18 protein-coding genes and 1 pseudogene are annotated in these 17,792 nt (G+C 73.3%); 12 read left to right on the top strand and 7 right to left on the bottom strand.

All coding sequences use genetic code 11. The features are described 5' to 3' along the window. A pseudogene (locus PUR71_RS17130) lies at positions 1-207 on the top strand (hypothetical protein); the annotation flags it as partial. A 306-nt stretch (positions 208-513) separates the two neighbouring features. Here PUR71_RS17130 and PUR71_RS17125 read toward each other — a convergent pair. Next, on the bottom strand, positions 514-987 hold the full coding sequence (locus PUR71_RS17125; RefSeq protein ID WP_329927863.1) for a MarR family winged helix-turn-helix transcriptional regulator: 474 nt from the start codon (positions 985-987) through the stop codon (positions 514-516). A 69-nt stretch (positions 988-1,056) separates the two neighbouring features. On the opposite strand from PUR71_RS17125, the gene PUR71_RS17120 reads away from it, so the two are divergent. Beyond that, the gene (locus tag PUR71_RS17120) at positions 1,057-1,461 is read left to right on the top strand and encodes a VOC family protein (RefSeq protein WP_329927862.1); all 405 of its coding nucleotides are present in this window, start codon (positions 1,057-1,059) and stop codon (positions 1,459-1,461) included. Positions 1,462-1,571: 110 nt separating this feature from the next. Here PUR71_RS17120 and thrS read toward each other — a convergent pair whose 3' ends face one another. Continuing rightward, positions 1,572-2,876, bottom strand: coding sequence for a threonine--tRNA ligase (gene thrS, locus PUR71_RS17115; RefSeq protein WP_329927861.1), 1,305 nt, complete (start codon positions 2,874-2,876; stop codon positions 1,572-1,574). Between the two features lie 227 nt (positions 2,877-3,103). Here thrS and PUR71_RS17110 point away from each other — a divergent pair, with 227 nt between their 5' ends. After that, the gene (locus tag PUR71_RS17110) at positions 3,104-3,676 is read left to right on the top strand and encodes a GNAT family N-acetyltransferase (protein ID WP_329927860.1); all 573 of its coding nucleotides are present in this window, start codon (positions 3,104-3,106) and stop codon (positions 3,674-3,676) included. A 3-nt stretch (positions 3,677-3,679) separates the two neighbouring features. Here PUR71_RS17110 and PUR71_RS17105 read toward each other — a convergent pair whose 3' ends face one another. After that, positions 3,680-4,570, bottom strand: a complete 891-nt coding sequence (locus PUR71_RS17105) for a LysR family transcriptional regulator (RefSeq protein ID WP_329927859.1) — start codon at positions 4,568-4,570, stop codon at positions 3,680-3,682. A gap of 140 nt (positions 4,571-4,710) precedes the next feature. Between PUR71_RS17105 and PUR71_RS17100 the strand changes: the two genes are divergently transcribed. Then, positions 4,711-5,097, top strand: a complete 387-nt coding sequence (locus PUR71_RS17100) for a VOC family protein (RefSeq protein WP_329927858.1) — start codon at positions 4,711-4,713, stop codon at positions 5,095-5,097. Positions 5,098-5,359: 262 nt separating this feature from the next. Here the strand turns inward: PUR71_RS17100 and PUR71_RS17095 are convergent, their stop codons facing one another. After that, complete coding sequence (locus PUR71_RS17095; protein ID WP_329927857.1) at positions 5,360-6,085, bottom strand: leucine-rich repeat domain-containing protein; 726 nt, start codon at positions 6,083-6,085, stop codon at positions 5,360-5,362. Between the two features lie 266 nt (positions 6,086-6,351). On the opposite strand from PUR71_RS17095, the gene PUR71_RS17090 reads away from it, so the two are divergent. Further along, positions 6,352-6,927 (top strand): 3'-5' exonuclease, encoded by a 576-nt coding sequence (locus PUR71_RS17090; protein WP_329927856.1) that lies wholly within the window; start codon positions 6,352-6,354, stop codon positions 6,925-6,927. A gap of 52 nt (positions 6,928-6,979) precedes the next feature. Here PUR71_RS17090 and PUR71_RS17085 read toward each other — a convergent pair whose 3' ends face one another. The 3 genes from PUR71_RS17085 to PUR71_RS17075 are packed head-to-tail and all read right to left on the bottom strand — an operon-like array spanning position 6,980 to position 10,784. Beyond that, the gene (locus PUR71_RS17085) at positions 6,980-8,155 is read right to left on the bottom strand and encodes an acyl-CoA dehydrogenase family protein (RefSeq protein WP_329927855.1); all 1,176 of its coding nucleotides are present in this window, start codon (positions 8,153-8,155) and stop codon (positions 6,980-6,982) included. 18 nt (positions 8,156-8,173) lie between these two features. Next, complete coding sequence (locus tag PUR71_RS17080) at positions 8,174-9,403, bottom strand: cytochrome P450 family protein (protein WP_329927854.1); 1,230 nt, start codon at positions 9,401-9,403, stop codon at positions 8,174-8,176. Between the two features lie 49 nt (positions 9,404-9,452). Then, a complete protein-coding gene (locus tag PUR71_RS17075) occupies positions 9,453-10,784 on the bottom strand; it encodes an FAD-dependent oxidoreductase (protein WP_329927853.1) in 1,332 nt (443 codons plus the stop codon). A 312-nt stretch (positions 10,785-11,096) separates the two neighbouring features. Between PUR71_RS17075 and PUR71_RS17070 the strand changes: the two genes are divergently transcribed. The 7 genes from PUR71_RS17070 (at position 11,097) to PUR71_RS17040 (ending at position 17,696) form a co-directional block, all read left to right on the top strand. Beyond that, on the top strand, positions 11,097-12,290 hold the full coding sequence (locus PUR71_RS17070; protein WP_329927852.1) for an epoxide hydrolase family protein: 1,194 nt from the start codon (positions 11,097-11,099) through the stop codon (positions 12,288-12,290). Between the two features lie 89 nt (positions 12,291-12,379). Next, positions 12,380-13,765, top strand: a complete 1,386-nt coding sequence (locus PUR71_RS17065; RefSeq protein ID WP_329927851.1) for a condensation domain-containing protein — start codon at positions 12,380-12,382, stop codon at positions 13,763-13,765. Positions 13,766-13,827: 62 nt separating this feature from the next. Further along, positions 13,828-14,676: a TauD/TfdA dioxygenase family protein gene (locus PUR71_RS17060; RefSeq protein WP_329927850.1), complete on the top strand. Its 849-nt coding sequence runs from the start codon at positions 13,828-13,830 to the stop codon at positions 14,674-14,676. Between the two features lie 155 nt (positions 14,677-14,831). Next, positions 14,832-15,845: an iron-containing redox enzyme family protein gene (locus tag PUR71_RS17055; RefSeq protein WP_329927849.1), complete on the top strand. Its 1,014-nt coding sequence runs from the start codon at positions 14,832-14,834 to the stop codon at positions 15,843-15,845. A 16-nt stretch (positions 15,846-15,861) separates the two neighbouring features. Next, on the top strand, positions 15,862-16,470 hold the full coding sequence (locus PUR71_RS17050) for a pyridoxamine 5'-phosphate oxidase family protein (protein WP_329927848.1): 609 nt from the start codon (positions 15,862-15,864) through the stop codon (positions 16,468-16,470). A 73-nt stretch (positions 16,471-16,543) separates the two neighbouring features. After that, complete coding sequence (locus PUR71_RS17045) at positions 16,544-17,215, top strand: cyclase family protein (protein ID WP_329927847.1); 672 nt, start codon at positions 16,544-16,546, stop codon at positions 17,213-17,215. A gap of 145 nt (positions 17,216-17,360) precedes the next feature. After that, positions 17,361-17,696, top strand: coding sequence for a YciI family protein (locus PUR71_RS17040; protein WP_329927846.1), 336 nt, complete (start codon positions 17,361-17,363; stop codon positions 17,694-17,696). The last annotated feature ends 96 nt before the right edge of the window (positions 17,697-17,792 follow it).

Below are 17,792 nucleotides of genomic sequence, written 5' to 3'. Positions count from 1 at the left end.
GCCAAGGTCACCATCAGCTACGGCGACGACCCGACCCAGTACCCGGCCGTCATGGCGGGCGGCGCGTTCGTCTACACGGCGGCCATCTCCACTGCCAACGACGCGAAGTCCTTCCCCCCGGACCCCTACGTCCACGCCTACAACGCAGACGGCAAGGAGATCTACAACCAGAAGACGCAGCCCACCGTCAAGGGCGCCCACCAGTAGGCGTCACCCCGGACGCGCACCGACGGGACGGCCCCGGCCCGGAGTGGGTCGGGCGGGCCTGGAGCGGGGAGGCCCACTCCAGGCCGCTGACCCCGACCTGACCCCACAGCGGTTCGGGCGGCATAACGACAGAACGGGGCGAGACCCCGGTGATCACTGAGCGTAAGAACGCCGTGATCACCTGGGTTCGCGCCCGTTCTCCTTCGGGGCACCCGCCAGGCCGCCGCCCGACACGCCGACCGCCGGGCGCTCTTGTGTGTCTCGGCGGCCCGGTGCAGCCGCTGATCGCGGAGGGGCCCTGGCGCCTCACAGGCCGAGCCGCCCCGCCGTCAGTCCGCCGTGGACGCGCAGCAGCAGCCCCTGGAGGACCTCCCGCTCCCGCGCGTCCAGCGGAGCGAGCACCTCGTCCTGCACCGACCGCGCCTCGGCGTCGAGTTCGGCGAGGAGCGCCCGCCCCGCGTCCGTCACGGACACCGACACCCGCCGCCGGTCGGCGCCGTCCCGGGCCCGTTCGACGTAGCCGCCGGCGGCGAGTCGGTCGGCGATCTTGGCGAGGTCGCTCGGGTCCAGGGCGAGCCGCGCGCAGAGGTCGCGCTGGGCGTGCGGCCCGAAGTCGGCGAGGGCGGCCAGCACGGCCATGTCCCACAACCGCAGCCCCCGCCCGGCCAGTCGCTCGCCGAGGCGGGCCCGCGCGGTGCGGCCGATCCGGGAAAGGAGGTAGGTGCTGAGGTCGAGCAGGCTCGGCGGCATGCCGCCCTCGGGGGACGCGGATGGGGTCATGGCCGGATTCTAAGGTCTCTTCCTATAGTGGGTCTGCACCTACTAATATTCGAAGCCACGGAGGCTCCGATGGACGCCCTGTACCCCCGCCTGCTCGTCACGCGCTTCGCCGAGTGCTTCGGCTTCTACCGCGCGGTCCTGCCGCCCCTCACCGGCGCCGTCCTGGTCAAGGGCGCCCCCGAGGGCCCGTACGCCAACTGGGACGTCGACGAGCAGGCCGTCCTCGTGCTCTACGACCGTGCCGCCATGGCCGCCACCGTCGGCAGCACCGACCTGCCCGTCCGGTCCGCCGCCCAGGACTCCGCGATGCTCGTCTTCCGCGTCGACGACGTCGACGAGGCGCTCGCCCTCTGCCTCGCCCACGGCGGCACCCTCGCCGTGCCGGCCACCGACCGCCCGGAGTGGGGCCCGAACCTGCGCAGCGCCCACCTGCGGGACCCGGACGGGCGCCTGATCGAGCTTCAGTCGTACTGACACCCCTCCGGCGGCCGGGGACTCGGCCGCCGCGCCCATTCGGCGGGTGGCCGGGTCCTCTTGACGATCCGGCACACCGCTGGCCGGCCGCCCGTGCGCATGCCGCCGGATCAGCGGGCGGGCTCGCTCTCCCACAGCTCCCCGCTGCACGCGGCCACCAGCGCGCCGATCCGGGCGAGCGCCTCCTCGACCGGCACCGGGTCGAGCCGCCGCCCGTCCCGCAGGCGCAGCGCGACGCTCCCGTCCGCCGCCTCCCGAGCGCCGATCACCGCCTGGTACGGCGCCAGGCGCGCCTCCCGGATGCGCGCCCCGAGGCTCCCGCGCTCCGGCCCGGCGATCTCGGCCCGCAGCCCGAGGTCGAGGCAGCGCCCGCGCAGCCGCTCGGCCTGCGGGACCTCGGCCTCCGAGATGGGCACCAGCACGATCTGGGCCGGCGCGAGCCACGCCGGGAACGCGCCGCCGTACAGCTCGATCAGGTGGGCGACCACCCGCTCGACGCTGCCGATCACGCTGCGGTGGACCATCACCGGCCGGTGCTTGGCTCCGTCCGGGCCGATGTAGTGCAGGTCGAACCGCTCGGGCTGGTGGAAGTCGATCTGGACGGTGGAGAGGGTGAACTCGCGCCCGGCGCCGTCGGCGATCTGGACGTCGATCTTGGGCCCGTAGAACGCGGCCTCGCCCTGCGCCGCCTCGAACGGCACGCCGGAGCGCTCCAGCACCTCGGTGAGCAGCGCGACCGCCCGCTCCCAGAGGACCGGGTCGGCCACGTACTTGCCGCCCGCGCCGGGCAGCGAGAGGCGGTAGCGGACGGGCGCGACGCCGAGCGCGCGGTGCGCCTCGCGGATCAGTTCCAGTGCGGCGAGGGCCTCGTCGGCGGCCTGCTCCGGGGTGCAGAAGACGTGGGCGTCGTTCAGCTGGATCGCCCGGACGCGGGTGAGGCCGCCCAGCACGCCGGACAGTTCGGAGCGGTACATGCCACCCAACTCGGCCATCCGCAGGGGAAGTTCGCGGTAGCTGTGCGGGCGGGAGCGGTAGATCAGCGCGTGGTGGGGGCAGAGGCTGGGGCGCAGCACCATCTCCTCCGAACCGACGTGCATGGGCGGGTACATGTCGTCGCGGTAGTGCGCCCAGTGGCCGGAGATCTCGTACAGCTCGCGCTTGCCGAGGACGGGCGAGTACACGTGCCGGTAGCCTGCGCGGCGTTCGCGGCCGCGGATGTACTCCTCCAGGGCGTGCCGGAGGGCGGCGCCGTCGGGCAGCCAGTAGGGCAGGCCCGCGCCCATCAGGGGGTCGGTGTCGAAGAGGTCCAGCTCGCGGCCGAGCCTGCGGTGGTCGTGCGCGGCAATGTGGTCGTGCGCGTCGGCGGCGGTGTGGACGTCGGCAGCGTGGACGTCGGCGGGGGCGTGAACGTTCATGGGGTGGTCTCCACTCGGGGGGCGGGGCGAGTGGATCCGGAAACGGCGAAGCCCCGGGGCACTCGCCCCGGGGCTTCGGACTAGGTCAGCAGTCAGCGCACCGGGACTCTCTCCGGCGTCGTCGTGGCGAGTGCAGCGCGCTTCATGGGGTCCACCATAGCGGTGGATCGGCCCGGCGTGATCTTTTTTTCGAACTCCCGGCCGCAGGCGCCGGGTAGGTTGATCCCATGACCTTGTCGACACGCAAAGCCACCGCCGCCGACCGCGCCACCGTGCTCGCCCTGATCGACGCCGCCCGCGGCGACGGACTCTCCCCGCAGGAGCGCGCGGAGCGGGGTTTCGTGCAGGGCCGCTTCGACGAGGACAAGCTCGCCGCGACGGAGGCCACCACCGGCGTCTACGTCGCCGAGGAGGACGGACGGATCGCGGGCGCCGCGCTCACCGCGCCCGCCTCCCCGGCGCTCGACGAGGGGCCGCCGCGGCGGACCTGGGAGGCCGCGCTGCACGCCGGGCTCGCACAGGACCGCTTCTACCTGTACGGGCCGGTGGTCGTGGATCCGGACTTCCGCGGGCGCGGGGTCGTGCGGAGCCTGTTGCGCGCGGTCGACGCGAACCTCCGCGACCGCTTCGACCACGGCGTCCTGTTCGTCGAGAAGTCCAACCACAAGTCGCTCGCGGTCCACCGGCACCTGGGCATGCGCGAAGCGGCGGAGTTCACCGTGGGCGAGCGCGCGTACGCGGTGTTCGTCTTCGCGTCCGGCACCTTCTGCGACCGCCCGGCGGCGACGCACGCAGTCTGATCCCTACCGCGCCGAGGCGGCCACCTCGGCCGCCGCCCGGACGAACTCGCGGACCCGCTCGGTGGTGTTGCCCTTCAGCCAGACCGGGCCGCGCTCGATCGGCGGGGCGTCGTGGATCGGGACGTAGGCGAGGTCGGGACGCGGGTAGTACTGGCGGCAGTGCTCGCCGACCGGCAGGACGCCGCGGCCCAGCGCGACCAGGCTGAGCATCTCGGAGAACGTCCCGCCGGACGGCCCCTTGGGCACGGGACGGCCGGACGGCGTGCGGTCGGGTGTGCGGTCCCGCTTGAACCCGATCGAGGTCACCGCCGGGTACTGCACCACCGGGTGGTCCGCGAGAGCTTCGAGCGACACCGACTCCTGCGCCGCCAGCGGGTGCCCGGCCGGCACCGCCAGGACGCGCCGCTCGGTCAGCAGCACCGGCCCGGTGGCCATGCCGTCGAAGGGGAAGGAGGCCACCAGGACGTCGACCGAGCCGTCCTCCAGGACCGACCGCGAGGTGGCGAGCTGCGCCTCCCGGACGTCCACCCGGCAGTCGGGGTGCCGCTCCCCGAACAGCGCGACCGCCCGGAGCAGCACCGGTGCCGTCCACTCCCCCATGAACGCGACCCGCAGTTCGCCCGTCACCCCCCGGCCGGCGTCCACCGCGCGGCGCACCGCCTCCTCCATCGCGGCCACCACCGGGCCGAGGTCCTCGGCCAGTCGCCGCCCCACCGGAGTGAGCCGGACGGACCGGCTGGTGCGCTCGAACAGCGGCGCGCCGATCCGGCGCTCCAGCTTCGCGACCACCTGGCTGACCCGCCCGGTGCTGAGGTTCAGCAGCTCGGCGGTCCGGCCGAAGTGCAGTTCCCCGGCGAGCCCGAGGAAGACCTCGATCTCCAGCCGCTCCAGCATGCCGCCCCCTCGTCGCCGCCTCCGGCATCGTTGACTTCCGCTCAACGATCATATGACGATCTGGCATTGATGATCACTGCCGGGCAGAGCATCGTTGATCCCGTCACCAGCGGAAACGACACTCCCGGAGCGGGCCACCCATGCGCGTCATCGCCTTCGACCACCTCGTCCTCAACGTCGCCGACATCGAGCGCTCCCTCGCCTTCTACGCCGGCCTCCTCGGCCTGGAGCCCGTCCGGGTCGACGAGTGGCGGGCGGGCAAGGTGTCCTTCCCGTCCGTCCGGGTCACCGCCGAGACCATCATCGACCTGGTCCACCGCCCCCGGCACGAGTCCAACGTCGACCACATCTGCCTCACCGTCGAGCCCCTCGACTGGCAGGAGGTCATCGACTCGGGCGTCTTCACCGTGCTGGAGGGCCCCGTCCCCCGCTACGGCGCCCGCGGCACCGCCACCTCCGTCTACGTCCAGGACCCGGACGGCAACACCGTCGAACTCCGTTGGTACCCGCAGGACGCCACCGCCTGAGCCGAGGGTCCCGCCCCGGACCCACGGGGGTGGACCGGGGCGGGACCCTCGGGAACGCGACTCGGCCCGCGGCGCCGGACGGACGACGGCCCGGGGTCCTGAAGGTCGTGGAACGGGAGCGGCCGGTGCCGGGCCCGGGCCGCCGCGGCCGGTCACGCGTTCGCCGTCGCGTCCTTCGCGGTGTTCGCCATCGCGGTCGTGGCCGCGGTCACCGTCTTCCTCCTGCGAAGCGGTCGGCGGGCCAGGGCTGACCCGGCCGCGCTCAGTACAGGACCTGGCAGCCCCGGGCCGTGAGGGCGTCGAGCAGGGCGGCGGCGGGGCTGACGGGGTTCCAGCGGAGGTCGAGCTTCTCCAGGGCGGGGAGGTCGGGGAGCCAGGACGGGAGGGCCGTGATCCGGTTGCTGCGCAGGTCGAGACGGCGCAGCACGGGGAGGGCGGCCAGGGGTGGCGGGACTTCGGTGAGGGCGTTCTCGCGGAGTTCGAGTTCGCGTAGTCCGGTCAGGCCCGCGACGGACGGTGGCAGCGTGCTCAACCGGTTGCCGCGCAGCCAGAGTTCGCGCAGGGCGTCGAGGCGGCCGATGGAGTCGGGGAGCGCGGCGAGCCGGTTGTTCTGGGCGCGCAGTTCCACCAGCGATGCCATGTCGCCGATCGTGGAGGGGAGTTCGCTCAACCGGTTGTCGCCGACGTTGAGGTAGCGCAGCGCGGTGAGGCGGCCGAGGGTGTCGGGGAGGGCGGTGAGCGCGTTGTCGTGCAGGTAGAGGAAGTCGCGCAGGCCCGTCAGATCGCCCACCTCGGCCGGCAGGGTGGTGATTCGGTTGTGGCCGAGGTCGAGGGTGCGTAGGCGCTGCAACGCGGCCACCGTGGGCGGCACGTGGGTGAGGCCGGTCTCGGCGAGGATCAGGACCGTCACGTCGGTGCGGTCCCACACGTCCGCCGGCACCTCCCCCACGGGGCTCCGCCAGAGGTTGAGGACGATGTCGGCCGTCACCGCGCCTCCCCGGCGAGCCCGGTCAGGGTGTCGGGTCCGCCCAGGGGGTGGTCGTCCGGCGTCGCAGGCGTGTCGATCACCGGGTCAGGTTGCCAGCGGTGCACCCGCCGCCGCAACTGCCCGCAGCCCGTTCACCGCCTCGCGGCGGGCGTGGCGGCGGCGCTGCGACCCTGCCCGGTGAGCCGGCCGACCGGGCAGCACCATGCCCGACGGGCGCGGCCGATAACCGATTGACCGCACCGGCGGCCGCTGCCCATGATCCCCGCATGGACGCGCGATTGCTGAACGTGGTGGACGTCGAGGCCACCTGCTGGGACGACCGGGTGCCGCCCGGGGCGGTCAACGAGATCATCGAGATCGGGCTGACCGTGGTCGACCTCGAAGCCCGCGAGCGCGTCGGGCGCCACCGGATCCTGGTGCGGCCGCAGCGCTCGGCCGTCAGCGCGTTCTGCACCGAGCTGACCGGGCTGACGCAGGGGGAGGTCGAGACCGGTCTGCCGTTCGCCGACGCCTGCGCGCTGCTCGTCGCCGAGCACGGCGGCCGGGAACGGGCCTGGGCCAGCTGGGGCGACTACGACCGCAAGCAGTTCATCCGCCAGTGCCGGGACGCCCGGGTGGCGTACCCCTTCGGTGAGGGGCACACCAACGCCAAGGCGGTCTTCGCGGACGCGTACGGGCTGCGCAAGCGCCCCGGCATGGCGCAGGCCCTGGAGCTCGCCGGCCTGCCCTTGCAGGGGCGCCACCACCGGGGTGAGGACGACGCCTGGAACATCGCGGCGCTGATCCTGGAGCTCGTCCGGGTGGACCGCTGGCCGGGGGACACACAGGACGCGTCGGCTTGAGCCACGACAGCACGCTGTCCCCGGGAAGCCTCCCGGGGACAGCGGAACGCGGTTACAGGTACATGGTGTTGGGCGCCAGCCCGCACAGCACGCGGCCGTAGAGCTCGGTGTTGGTCGCGGAGTGCATCAGGGCGTGCAGGCTCAGCGCGTGGAGGTCGCGGACGGTGCGCTGGAGCGAGCCGGTGAGGTAGAGGGAGCCGCCGCCGCTCGCGTCGCCGAGGGTGCGGGCGGTGCGGGTGGCGCGGTCGAAGACGCGGCCGAGGTAGGCGCGGGCGTGCACCCGCTCCTCCGGCGTCCACGGCTCGCCGGCCGCGCCCTTGGCGTCCACCAGGGCCGCCAGCCGCGCGGCGTGGCCCTCGGCCTCCTCGATCCGCAGCGCCGCCTCGGCGACCTGGAGGTGGGTGACGGGCGCCTCGCGCCGGGAGGCGTACTCGGTGTAGGTGATCTTCTTGTCGAGCTGCTCCAGGTACGTCGCGAGCGCCGACTTCGCGAGGCCGATCGCCGTGCCGGTGAAGGTCGTGCAGCCGGTCGCGATGAGCGGGGCGCGGTAGAGCGCCGACTCCGGGTTGAGCTTGGAGGCGGACTGCTCCTGGAGCACGAGGGCGAGCGGCAGCAGGCGGTCCTGCGGCACGAACACGTTCTCGGCGACGGTGGTGACGCTGCCGGTGCCGCGCAGGCCGGTGGTGTCCCAGTCGTCGACGATCGTCAGGTCGGACAGCGGGATCAGCGCCATCAGCGGCCACTGCGCCTGTCCGTCCGGCGTCGGTCCCATCGCGAGGGCGACCTGCCACGCGCTGTGGTGCGCGCCGCTGATGAACTGCCAGGCGCCGTTGACCACCATGCCGTCGGCGGCCGGGACGGCGGAGGCGCTCGGGCTGAGCACGCCGCACACCCGGACGTCCTCGCCGAACACCTCGTCCTGGACGTGGTCGGGGAACTGGCAGGCCATCCAGGCCGAGATCGACCACGCGGAGACGTTCCACGCCGCCGAGCCGTCGCCCCGGGCGAGTTCGGTCATCACCTCGACGAAGGTCGCGGCGTCGGTCTCGTAGCCGCCGTAGCGGGCCGGCACCCGCATCCTGAACAGCCCGGCGTCGGTGAGCGCCGCCAGGGACTCCTCGTGCAGCCGCCGGTGCTCGTCCCCCCACGGGGCGTTGGCGCGCAGGACGGGGGCGACTTCGGCCGCGCGGCGGACCAGCTCCGCGCGGGCCGGTGCGTTCGCGTTCATGGGGCTCCTTCGAGGTGGTCAGGAAGCGGGCGTCAGGCGGATGGGCAGCGTGGCGGTGCCGTTGAGCAGGAAGGTGCCCTGCGGCTGGACCTCCTCGGCCGGGACGGCGAGGGCCAGGTCGGGGAAGCGCTCGAACAGCGCGGGCAGCCCGATCGCGGCCTCCATGCGGGCCAGCGGCGCGCCGAGGCAGTGGTGGACGCCGTAGCCGAAGGACAGGTGCTCCTTGTCCGGGCGCGTGATGTCGAAGCGGTCGGCGTCCTCGCCGTGCCGGCCGCGGTCGCGCCCGGAGGCGGCGAAGCCGATCAGCACCGGGTCGCCCTTGGGGATCCGCACGCCCGCGATCTCCACCTCCTCGGTGGTGAAGCGGAACGGCAGCTGGGCGATCGGGGACTCGACCCGCAGGGTCTCCTCGATGACGTCCCGCCACGGCACCTTCCCGTCGCGGACCAGCGCGAACTGCTCGGGGTGGGTGAGCAGCGCCACGACGGCCTTGCTGAGCAGGTTGGTGGTCGTCTCGGAGCCGGCGCCGAGCATCAGGTGCAGGGTGCCCGCGAGTTCGGACTGGTTGAGCCGGGAGCCGTTGTCCCTGGCCTCGATGAGCATGCTCAGGAGGTCGTCGTCGGGCTCCTTGCGCTTCATCTCGATGAGCTCGTACATCGCGTTGTGCCAGGACTCGACGTTGGCGACGGCCTCCTCGTGGTTGATCGTCGTCTCGGTGTTGACCTCGCCGCCGCGCATCACGTCCCGGCGCATGTGCTCGGGGACGCCGAACAGCTCGCAGATCACCTTGGTGGGCAGCGGGTAGGCGTAGCGGTCCTTGAGGTCGACGACCTCGCCGGGCGCGGCGGTGGCGAGGTCGTCGAGGAGCTCGCCCACGATGCGCTCGACGCGCGGGCGCATGGCCTCGGTGCGGCGCATGGTGAACGCCTTGGCGGTGAGGTTGCGCAGCCGGGCGTGGGCGGCGCCGTCGCTGGTGGTCATGTTGTCCATGAGCACCCAGCCGATCAGCGGGAAGTCCTCGCTGATCTCGCCGTTCACGAAGGCCGGCCAGTGCTCGTGGGCGTTCTTGGCGAAGCGCTCGTCGTTGAGCACCTGGCGCACGGTGTCGTAGCCGACGACCGACCAGGCGCGGACGTCTCCGGGCAGGGTGACCTGCGCCACCGGGCCCTGGGCGCGCAGGCGTTCGGCCTCGGCGTGGACGTCCCGGCCGGTGGGGTCGAGCACGATGGGCTCTGGGTGGGCTGTCACGGGGAACCTCCGGTAGTTCCGTGTGCGGGTGGGTTCGTCAGAACGCGCGTCAGAGCGGGGGCCTGCGGGGCGCGCGCAGCACCCGGGTGACCACCGAGGGCCGCATGAGCGCCTGCGGCGGGTCGACCAGGCCGGCGGCGCGCAGGAACGCGGTGGAGAGGGTGCCGTCGTGGGCGGCGGCGGCCTGCAGGCGCGGCATGTAGAGGTTGGCCATCCGCACGGCGAGGGTGCGCCGGCCCCGGACCTCGGGGAAGCCGAGGTCGCCGCCGACGGCCATGTCCCAGGGGGCGTCGATGACGGCCGCGAGGTCGCGGAAGTACTCGCGCGGGCGGGGCGGGACGCCGCGTTCCAGGTGGCCGCGGAGCACGGTGGCGCCGATCGCGGCGACGGTCATGCCCTGGGCGTAGATGGGGTTGAACACGCAGGCGGCGTCGCCGATCGCGAGCAGGCCGTCGGGCAGGCGCTCGACGCGCTCGTAGTGGTGGCGGACGTTGGCGGGGAAGTGCATGGAGACCGGCTCGGTGATCATCCGGGCGTGTTCGACGGCCGCGTGGATCTCGGGGACGGGCATCGTCTTCGCGAAGGCGAGGAAGCCCTCCGGGTCGGTCGGCGGGCGCTCGCCGAGCAGGCCGTACAGGGCGAGGGCGTAGCGGTCGCGCAGGCGCACCAGCGTGGCGCCGCGCGGCCGGCCGGGGCCGGCGACGCAGACCAGGCCGGCGCCGTCGCCGATCGGGTCGACGGGCAGCGGGGCGGCGAACTCGGCGGTGGTGTAGGTGAGGTCGATCTTGACCCGCTCCTGGGGCACCTGCGGGTAGCCGAGCTCCCTGAGCCAGCGCGGGGTGCGCGACCCGCGGCCGGTGGCGTCGACGACGAGGTCGGCGGCGAGGACCTCCTCGGCGCCGTCGAGGGGCTGGACGCGCACGCCGGTGACGCGGCCGCGGTCCGGCGAGGAGTCGAGGCCGTTGATGTCGTGGCGGTCGAGGAGGCGGACGTTGGAGAGGGCGAGGACGCGCTCGCGCACCCGGGCCTCCAGCAGCGGGCGCTCCGCGGAGACGCAGATCAGCCCGGTCTCGGCCTTGCGGATCGGGCGGCCGGCGAAGTACCAGGTCAGTCCGGTGCCGAAGTCGCAGACGGGGACGCCGAGTCCGGCGAGCTCCTTGGTGAGGCCCGGGAACAGCTCCTCCAGCACCTGCTGGCCGCGGGCGAGCAGGCCGTGGACGTGCCGGCCCTGCGGCGCGCTGCGGCGGGGGGCGGCGGACGTGAGCGCGTCGCGGTCCACGACCGTGACCTCGCGGTAGGCGTCGGCCAGCAGGCGGGCCGCGAGCAGCCCGGCCACGCTCGCGCCCAGCACCACGGCCCGGTCACCGATTCGAGTAGCCACCGTGCTCCCCTCTTTGGAACGTCCGACGGCGGAAGGAGCAGAAGAAGCGGAAAAAGCGAACGGGAGCGCACTTCCGGAAAAACGGGAATCGACGGCGCACGGGAACGACTCGTCGAAACGGCGGCCCGAACCGGCACGCCCGGCCGACGGCACCATCATTGACGGCCCGCGAATGCGCCTCTACTTCCAGATTGCTCTGTCGCCGGGCGGTGCCCCGGTGATCCCTGTTTACCGCCGGAGCGCGCTGGTAGCGTCCCCGGGCGGCAGGGACGAAGGGCGGCGTGCCGCCCGCCGAATTGAGGAGGCCCGGAAATGCAGCCGTTCCGAATCGCCGTTCCGCAGGAGGACCTGGACGACCTCCACCGCCGCCTGGCCGCGGTGCGCTGGCCGGCCGAGGTGCCCGGGGCGGGCTGGGCCCGCGGGGTGCCGCTGGAGTACCTGAAGGAGCTCGCCGAGTACTGGCGCACGGAGTTCGACTGGCGGGCCGCGGAGGAGCGGCTGAACCGCTTCCCGCAGTTCCGCACCGAGATCGACGGCGCCACCGTGCACTTCCTGCACGTGCGCTCCCCCGAGCCGGACGCCACGCCGCTGATCCTCACCCACGGCTGGCCGGGGTCCGTCGCCGAGTACCTGGACGTCATCGAGCTGCTGACGGACCCGCGCGGCCACGGCGGCGACCCGGCGGACGCGTTCCACGTCGTCATCCCCTCGCCGCCCGGCTTCGGCTTCTCCGGCCCCGCGCCCGAGGCCGGCTGGGACGTCCCGCGGATCGCGCGGGCCTGGACGGAGCTGATGCGCCGGCTCGGCTACGGCCGCTACCTCGCCCACGGCGGCGACCTCGGCGTGTGGATCTCGCTGACCGCCGCCGCGCTCGACCCCGAGCACCTGGCGGGCGCGCACGTGACGTTCCTGCTGACGCCGCCCACCGGCCCGGAGGACCTGGAGGGCCTCGACGAGGCGGACCAGGCGCGGCTCGCCCACCTGGCCGCGTTCGAGACCACCGGCCGGGCCGGCTACATGAAGATCCAGAGCACCCGACCGCAGACCCTCGCCTACGGCCTCACCGACTCCCCGGTCGGCCAACTGGCCTGGATCGCCGAGAAGTTCCGGGACTGGACGAGCGGCGACTCGATCAGCCGGGACCAGCTCCTGACCAACGTCACGCTCTACTGGCTGACGGCGACGGCCGGTTCGTCCGCGCAGCTGTACTACGAGATGGCCGACATGCTCCCCGACGCCGCCCGCCGGCCCGTCGCCGGGCCGCCGCAGCCGGTGCCGCTGGCCGTCGCCGCCTTCGCGCACGACGGGAGCCTGCCGGTGCGGCGCATCGCCGAGCGGCGCTTCCCGAACATCGTCCAGTGGAGCGAGTTCGCCGAGGGCGGGCACTTCCCGGCCCTGGAGGTGCCCGAGCTCCTCGCGGGCGACCTGCGCTCCTTCGCCCGCGCCGTCCGGGCCCACGAGGCCGCCGCCGAGCAGCCCAAGCCGGCGCCCGACGAAAACGTCTGAAGTTTTTTCGCCGCCGTCGTCCAAACCGCGGTCCTCCCGTTCGTCGGAGTGTCGAACCCGCACTCCGACAGCCGAGCCGAGGAGACGACGTGCCGCACACCGAGGACGCAGCGCCGGTCCCGCCCGCCGGGCACCCCGGGGACGGGACCGGCCGCCACCCCCTCTCCAGCCAGCAGGAGCACTGGTGCGCCAACGCGGGCTCCGGCTCGTTCGGGCCCCGGTTCACGGTCTCCAAGGCGCTGCGCGTCACCGGACCGATCGACGTGGCCGCGCTCCAGGGTGCGCTGGACGACGTGGTGGCGCGGCACGAGGTGCTGCGCACGGTGATCGTGCGCGACGCCGAACCGCCGTACCAGCAGGTGCGCCCGGCCGGCCGGGTGCCGCTGCACGTGCGGGACCTGCCGGTGGCCTGGGCGCGGCGCGACGCGGCGGCGCAGCAACTGCTCGCCGAGGCCGAGTCGACGGCGCTTCCGGTCGAACGGCTGCCGCTGCTGCGGGCGTTCCTCACCCGCTTCGACGACCGGGACGCGGTGCTCGGCCTGGTCAGCCACCACACGGCGTGCGACGGCTGGGCGCTCCAGCTGATCCACCGCGACCTCGCCGCGTGCTATGCCGCCCGGACGACGGGCCGCGAGCCGGCCCTGCCGGCGCTGCGCCAGTACGGCGAGTACACGCGGTGGCAGGCGGAGAACCAGTCCGGCGACGCGGCGGCCGAGAACCTCGCGTACTGGCGCAAACGGCTGGACGGCGCGCCGTTCTTCACCCTGCCGACCGACCGACCGATCCCGGCCGAGCACACCGAGCTGTACGTCGCGCACCCCTTCCGCTTCGACGCGGCGACGACGGGCGCGGTGGCGGCGCTCGCCAAGGCCGCCCGCTGCTCGCGCTTCATGGTGATGCTGGGGGCGTTCGCCGTGCTGGCCGGCCGGATCTCCGGGGCGGACGACCCGGTCGTCAACACGATCGTGCACGGGCGGGGCCGGCCCGAGTACCAGGACACCGTGGGCCCCTTCCTCAACTTCCTGGCGCTGCGCACCGATCTCGCGGACGCGCGCACCTTCCGCGAGCTCCTGCCGGCGGTGCGCAACACCTGCCTGGAGGCGTACCACCACGAGGTGCCGATCCACTGGGTCGAGCAGGCCGTGCCGTCGCTGATGGCGCCGATGGCCGACCCGCGCAACTGCGACTTCATCTTCGGCTTCTCCGAGACGCTGGCCGCCTCGGCCGGGGGCGGGGACCCGTTCCTCATCTCCGAGGGGACGGTGCCGGTCGCCAAGGGCGAGAACGCGAGCGAGCAGATCCCGGGCGGCGCCGCCTGGAACATGGGCGTCGCGCCGTCGGGGGAGATCAGCGGGATGGTCCAGTACAACCCCGAGGAGTTCGACGAGGCGACGGTGGCCGGCTGGGTGGCCGCCTACCGCCGGATCGTCCTCGCCGTCCTCGCCGACCCGGAGCGCGACTGGCGCACCCTCTGACTCGCCGAGGGACCCGACAGAGGAACCCCGTTTGCGGAACCCCCACACGAGAGGTGCTTCCCGTGACGTCCTACACACTCGAACCGCTGGGCCCCGTCTTCGGCGCCCGCATCACCGGCCTCGACCTGCGCGAGGAGGTCGGCCGGGAGACGGCCGACCGGATCCTCGACGACCTCGTCCGCCACCGGGTCCTCGTCCTGCCGGACCAGGAGCTGAGCCACGCCGACCACGTCCGCTTCAGCCGGCTGTTCGGCCCGCTGGACGTCTACCCCGTCGCCCGGTACGTCGTGCCGGAGCACCCCGAGGTGCTGAAGATCAGCAACATCTTCGAGAACGGCGAGCCGATCGGTCTCTACGACGGGGACGACCAGGAGGAGTGGCACACCGACTACTCCTGGCGCGAGGTCATGAGCCGCGCGTCGCTGCTCTACTCGGCGATCGCCCCGGAGGAGGGCGGCGACACGATCTTCGCGGACAGCACGACGGCCTACGACGAGCTGCCCGCCGAGGTGCGGGAGCGGATCGACGCCCTGAGGGCCGTCCACTCCATGGCCCACCTCGTCGACCAGGAGCTCCTCACCAACCCGCACAAGAAGCCGCTCTCCGCCGAGGAGCGCGAGCGCACCCCGGACGTGGCGCAGCCGATCGTGCGCCGCCACCCGGTGACCGGCCGCCGCTCGCTCCTGCTCGGAAGCATGATCATCAGCGGGGTCGTGGGGCTGGACGAGAAGGAGGGCGCCGAGCTGCTGGACGACCTGCACGCGCACGCCACCAAGGAGCGCTACCTCTACCGCCACCACTGGAACGTCGGCGACCTCGTCATCTGGGACAACGACGCGACCATGCACACCCGCACCCCCTGCGACAGCCGCCACCACCACCGGCTGCTCTACCGCACCACGGTGATGTAACGGCCCGTCCGCCGTCGAGAAGCCGCACGTCCGTTTCCGCCCGATCCGCGCGGAACGAACCCTGCTCGAACGAACCGCAACCGCATTCTGGAAGATGCGGTCAGGCCGACCTGCCCCGGGATAATTCCCGGGGAGGGAAAACCCAGGAGGAATGCATGTCCGGGGCCATTTCTGAGAGCATCGCGCCGCCGCGCGCCGGGACCGGTACGGACGCCCAGTCCGGAAAGGAAAGGCGGCCGGTCGCGGAGGACCACACCGGCGCGGAAATCGCCGCCGCTTTTCCGGCGGCCGGCACCGAGCCGGACACCGCCGTCCGCCTCGCCCTGATGGAGCGGCTGCACCGCCACTACACCGGCTACCTCGGCGGCGCCGAAACGTTCCTGTCGGTGCCGCGCCTCAACGCCGACCCCGTCATCGTCGCCACCGAGGACGCCTGGCTGCGCTGGGAGGACGAGCGGGTCGACGAGGCGCTGCTGCCGCGCACCGCGCAGGGCCTCGCCGACTGGTTCGCCGACCTGCGCTCCCGGCACGTCCAGCCGGCGTTCTGCCGCTACCTCGCCGACGAGGCCACGATCGAGGAGATCGCACTGTTCTTCCTCGCCGAGGAGCTGGTCGACAGCCGCTTCGACGACCTCGTCGCCCTCGCCCAGCTCGGCGCGACCGGCACCAGCAAGCTCACCATGGCCGAGAACTACTGGGACGAGATGGGCGAGGGCAAGCTGGAGCAGATGCACACCCGCCTGTTCGAGCACTCGGCCACGTACATGCGCGGCCGGCTCGAACTCGGCGGCGTCGACGTCTCCGGCCTCGGCGGCAGGGAGGTGTTCGAGAACGCCAACCTGGTGCTCATGTACGGCGTCCACCGCCACCTGACGCCGCGCCTGCTGGCCGCGATGGGGCTCATGGAGTACACCGCACCGGTGCGCTTCCAGGCGATGGTCGACGGCTGCGCGCGCCTCGGCGTGCCGGACGACGTCATCCTCTACCAGCGCATCCACGTCCACGTGGACGCCGACCACGGCGCCGAGTGGCTGGAGAACGTGCTCACCCCGCTGGCCCACCACTCCCCCGAGGTGCTGCGCGAGATCGGCATGGGCGCGCTCACCCGCGAGCGCGTGGCCAACGCGTACTACACCCGGGTCTGGCAGCAGATGCGGGCGCTGCGGTGACGGTGGGGACGGCGCGGTGAAACCCGGGGAGTTCTACCACGACGGCAGCCGTGACCTCCAACGCCGTTTCGGCAGCGAGCAGTTGGCGGACCACCTGGCGCACAAGTACGTGCTGGCCGAGTTGGAGGAGGGCCACGCCGAGTGGATCCGCGGGGCCGACACCGTGTACGTCGCGACGATCGACCCCGACGGCTTCCCCGAGTGCTCCTACAAGGGCGGTCTGCCGGGCTTCGTCCGCGTGCCGGACCTGCGGACACTGGAGATCCCCAGCTACGACGGCAACGGCATGTACCGCACGCTCGGCAACGCCGCCGCCGTACGGCGCGTGGGCCTGCTGTTCCTCTTCCCGGCGCTGCGCGCCAAGCTGCGGGTCAACGGCACCTGCGAGGTGCTGACCGACCGCGACGCGCTGCACCCGCACCACGGCGCCGAGGCCGTGCTGCGGGTCGGCGTGACCGCGGTGTTCGAGAACTGCCCGCGCTACCTGCACGACCCGGTGACCGGTGAGCACTCCACGCACTGCCCGCGCCCCGGCCACCGCCCGCCCGACCCCGACTGGAAGCTCAAGCCCGAGTACGACGGGCTGCTGCCGGTCCACGACGAACCAGGAGCCGCCACCCCATGAGTGAGCGAAGCGAGCGAGTCGATGAGAGGTGCGCGTGGGCGAATGCCCCTGCCGAGCGAAGCGAGGTGGGCGCATGAGTGTGACCCGACGCACGGTCATCGACCTCTCCCACCCGATCGAAGCCGGCATGACCACCTACCCCGGCCTGCCCGGGCCGGTCATCTCCGACCACATGTCCCGCGCCGACTCCCGGCCCCGCTACACCCCCGGCACCGAGTTCCAGATCGGGCGCATCGAGATGGTCGCCAACACCGGCACCTACCTGGACACCCCGTTCCACCGCTACCCGGACGGCGCCGACCTCGCCGGCCTGGACCTCGCGCTGCTCGCCGACGTCCCGGGCGTCCTGGTCGACGCCACCGGCGCCGGCCGGGCCGTCGGCCCCGAGGCACTGGAGCGCCACGAGGTCGCCGGGCGGGCCGTGCTGGTGCGCACCGGCTGGGACCGGCACTGGGGGACGGACAAGTACGGCGACCCCGAACACCCCTTCCTCACCGTCGACGCCGTGCAGTGGCTGATCGCCGAGGGCGCCGCGCTGGTCGGCATCGACTCGGTCAACATCGACGACATGGCCGACCTCGACCGCCCCGCCCACACCCGCCTGCTCGGCGCCCGGATCCCGATCGTCGAGCACCTCGGCGGCCTGGACCGGCTGCCGGCGAGCGGCTTCCGCCTCCACGCCGCCCCGCCCCCGGTGGTCGGCATGGGCAGCTTCCCGATCCGCGCGTACGCCGTCCTCGACTGACACCCGCGGGTTGTCCGCCCTCGGATTGTCCATCCGCCGCCGGCCCGTTCGTCGGGTTCCCGGAGGGATCCGACAGCGGGTCCCGCACCCCGCGGCGCCGACGGACACCGGCGGCGGCGGACGACCCCGAGCGAGGAGACGGACCATGAAGTACCTGCTGCTGATCTGCGCCGACCAGGACGCCGAGGTCACCCCCGAGGACGACGCGGGCATGGCGGTCGGTACCGCCGACTGGGTGACCGAGATGGACGGGCGCGGCGTGCGGCTGGACGGCAACCGGCTGCGCCCGGCCGGGGACGCCACCTCGGTGCGCGTGCGCGGCGGCGAGGTCGTCGTCGACGACGGCCCGTTCGCCGACGCCGAGGGCCGGATCGCCGGCTACGACGTCATCGAGTGCGCCGACCTGGACGAGGCGATCGAGGTGGCCGGCAAGCACCCGGTGGCCCGTTTCGGCACCATCGACGTCCGCCCGGTCTGGTAGCCGCCGCAGCGTCCGGCCCGGCGGCCGCCGCACCGTCCGGCACGGACCGGACCGGCGGCGGCACGGCCGCGGCACGCACCCGAACCGAACGAGAAA

The sequence above is a fragment of the Streptomyces sp. SP17BM10 genome, from assembly GCF_036322405.1.
In the GTDB taxonomy this organism is placed as follows: Bacteria; Actinomycetota; Actinomycetes; order Streptomycetales; family Streptomycetaceae; genus Kitasatospora.
The sequence above is the reverse complement of the archived record's forward strand: the minus strand, read 5'-3'. Positions and strand labels throughout refer to the sequence as shown.

Coding starts and splice junctions, on each gene's coding strand:
- PUR71_RS17100 (WP_329927858.1), top strand. CDS start 4,711: ATGCGCGTCATCGCCTTCGACCACCTCGTCCTCAACGTCGCCGACATC.
- PUR71_RS17105 (WP_329927859.1), bottom strand. CDS start 4,570: ATGCTGGAGCGGCTGGAGATCGAGGTCTTCCTCGGGCTCGCCGGGGAA.
- PUR71_RS17070 (WP_329927852.1), top strand. CDS start 11,097: ATGCAGCCGTTCCGAATCGCCGTTCCGCAGGAGGACCTGGACGACCTC.
- PUR71_RS17045 (WP_329927847.1), top strand. CDS start 16,544: ATGAGTGTGACCCGACGCACGGTCATCGACCTCTCCCACCCGATCGAA.
- thrS (WP_329927861.1), bottom strand. CDS start 2,876: ATGAACGTTCACGCCCCCGCCGACGTCCACGCTGCCGACGTCCACACC.
- PUR71_RS17040 (WP_329927846.1), top strand. CDS start 17,361: ATGAAGTACCTGCTGCTGATCTGCGCCGACCAGGACGCCGAGGTCACC.
- PUR71_RS17110 (WP_329927860.1), top strand. CDS start 3,104: ATGACCTTGTCGACACGCAAAGCCACCGCCGCCGACCGCGCCACCGTG.
- PUR71_RS17125 (WP_329927863.1), bottom strand. CDS start 987: ATGACCCCATCCGCGTCCCCCGAGGGCGGCATGCCGCCGAGCCTGCTC.
- PUR71_RS17090 (WP_329927856.1), top strand. CDS start 6,352: ATGGACGCGCGATTGCTGAACGTGGTGGACGTCGAGGCCACCTGCTGG.
- PUR71_RS17120 (WP_329927862.1), top strand. CDS start 1,057: ATGGACGCCCTGTACCCCCGCCTGCTCGTCACGCGCTTCGCCGAGTGC.
- PUR71_RS17055 (WP_329927849.1), top strand. CDS start 14,832: ATGTCCGGGGCCATTTCTGAGAGCATCGCGCCGCCGCGCGCCGGGACC.
- PUR71_RS17085 (WP_329927855.1), bottom strand. CDS start 8,155: ATGAACGCGAACGCACCGGCCCGCGCGGAGCTGGTCCGCCGCGCGGCC.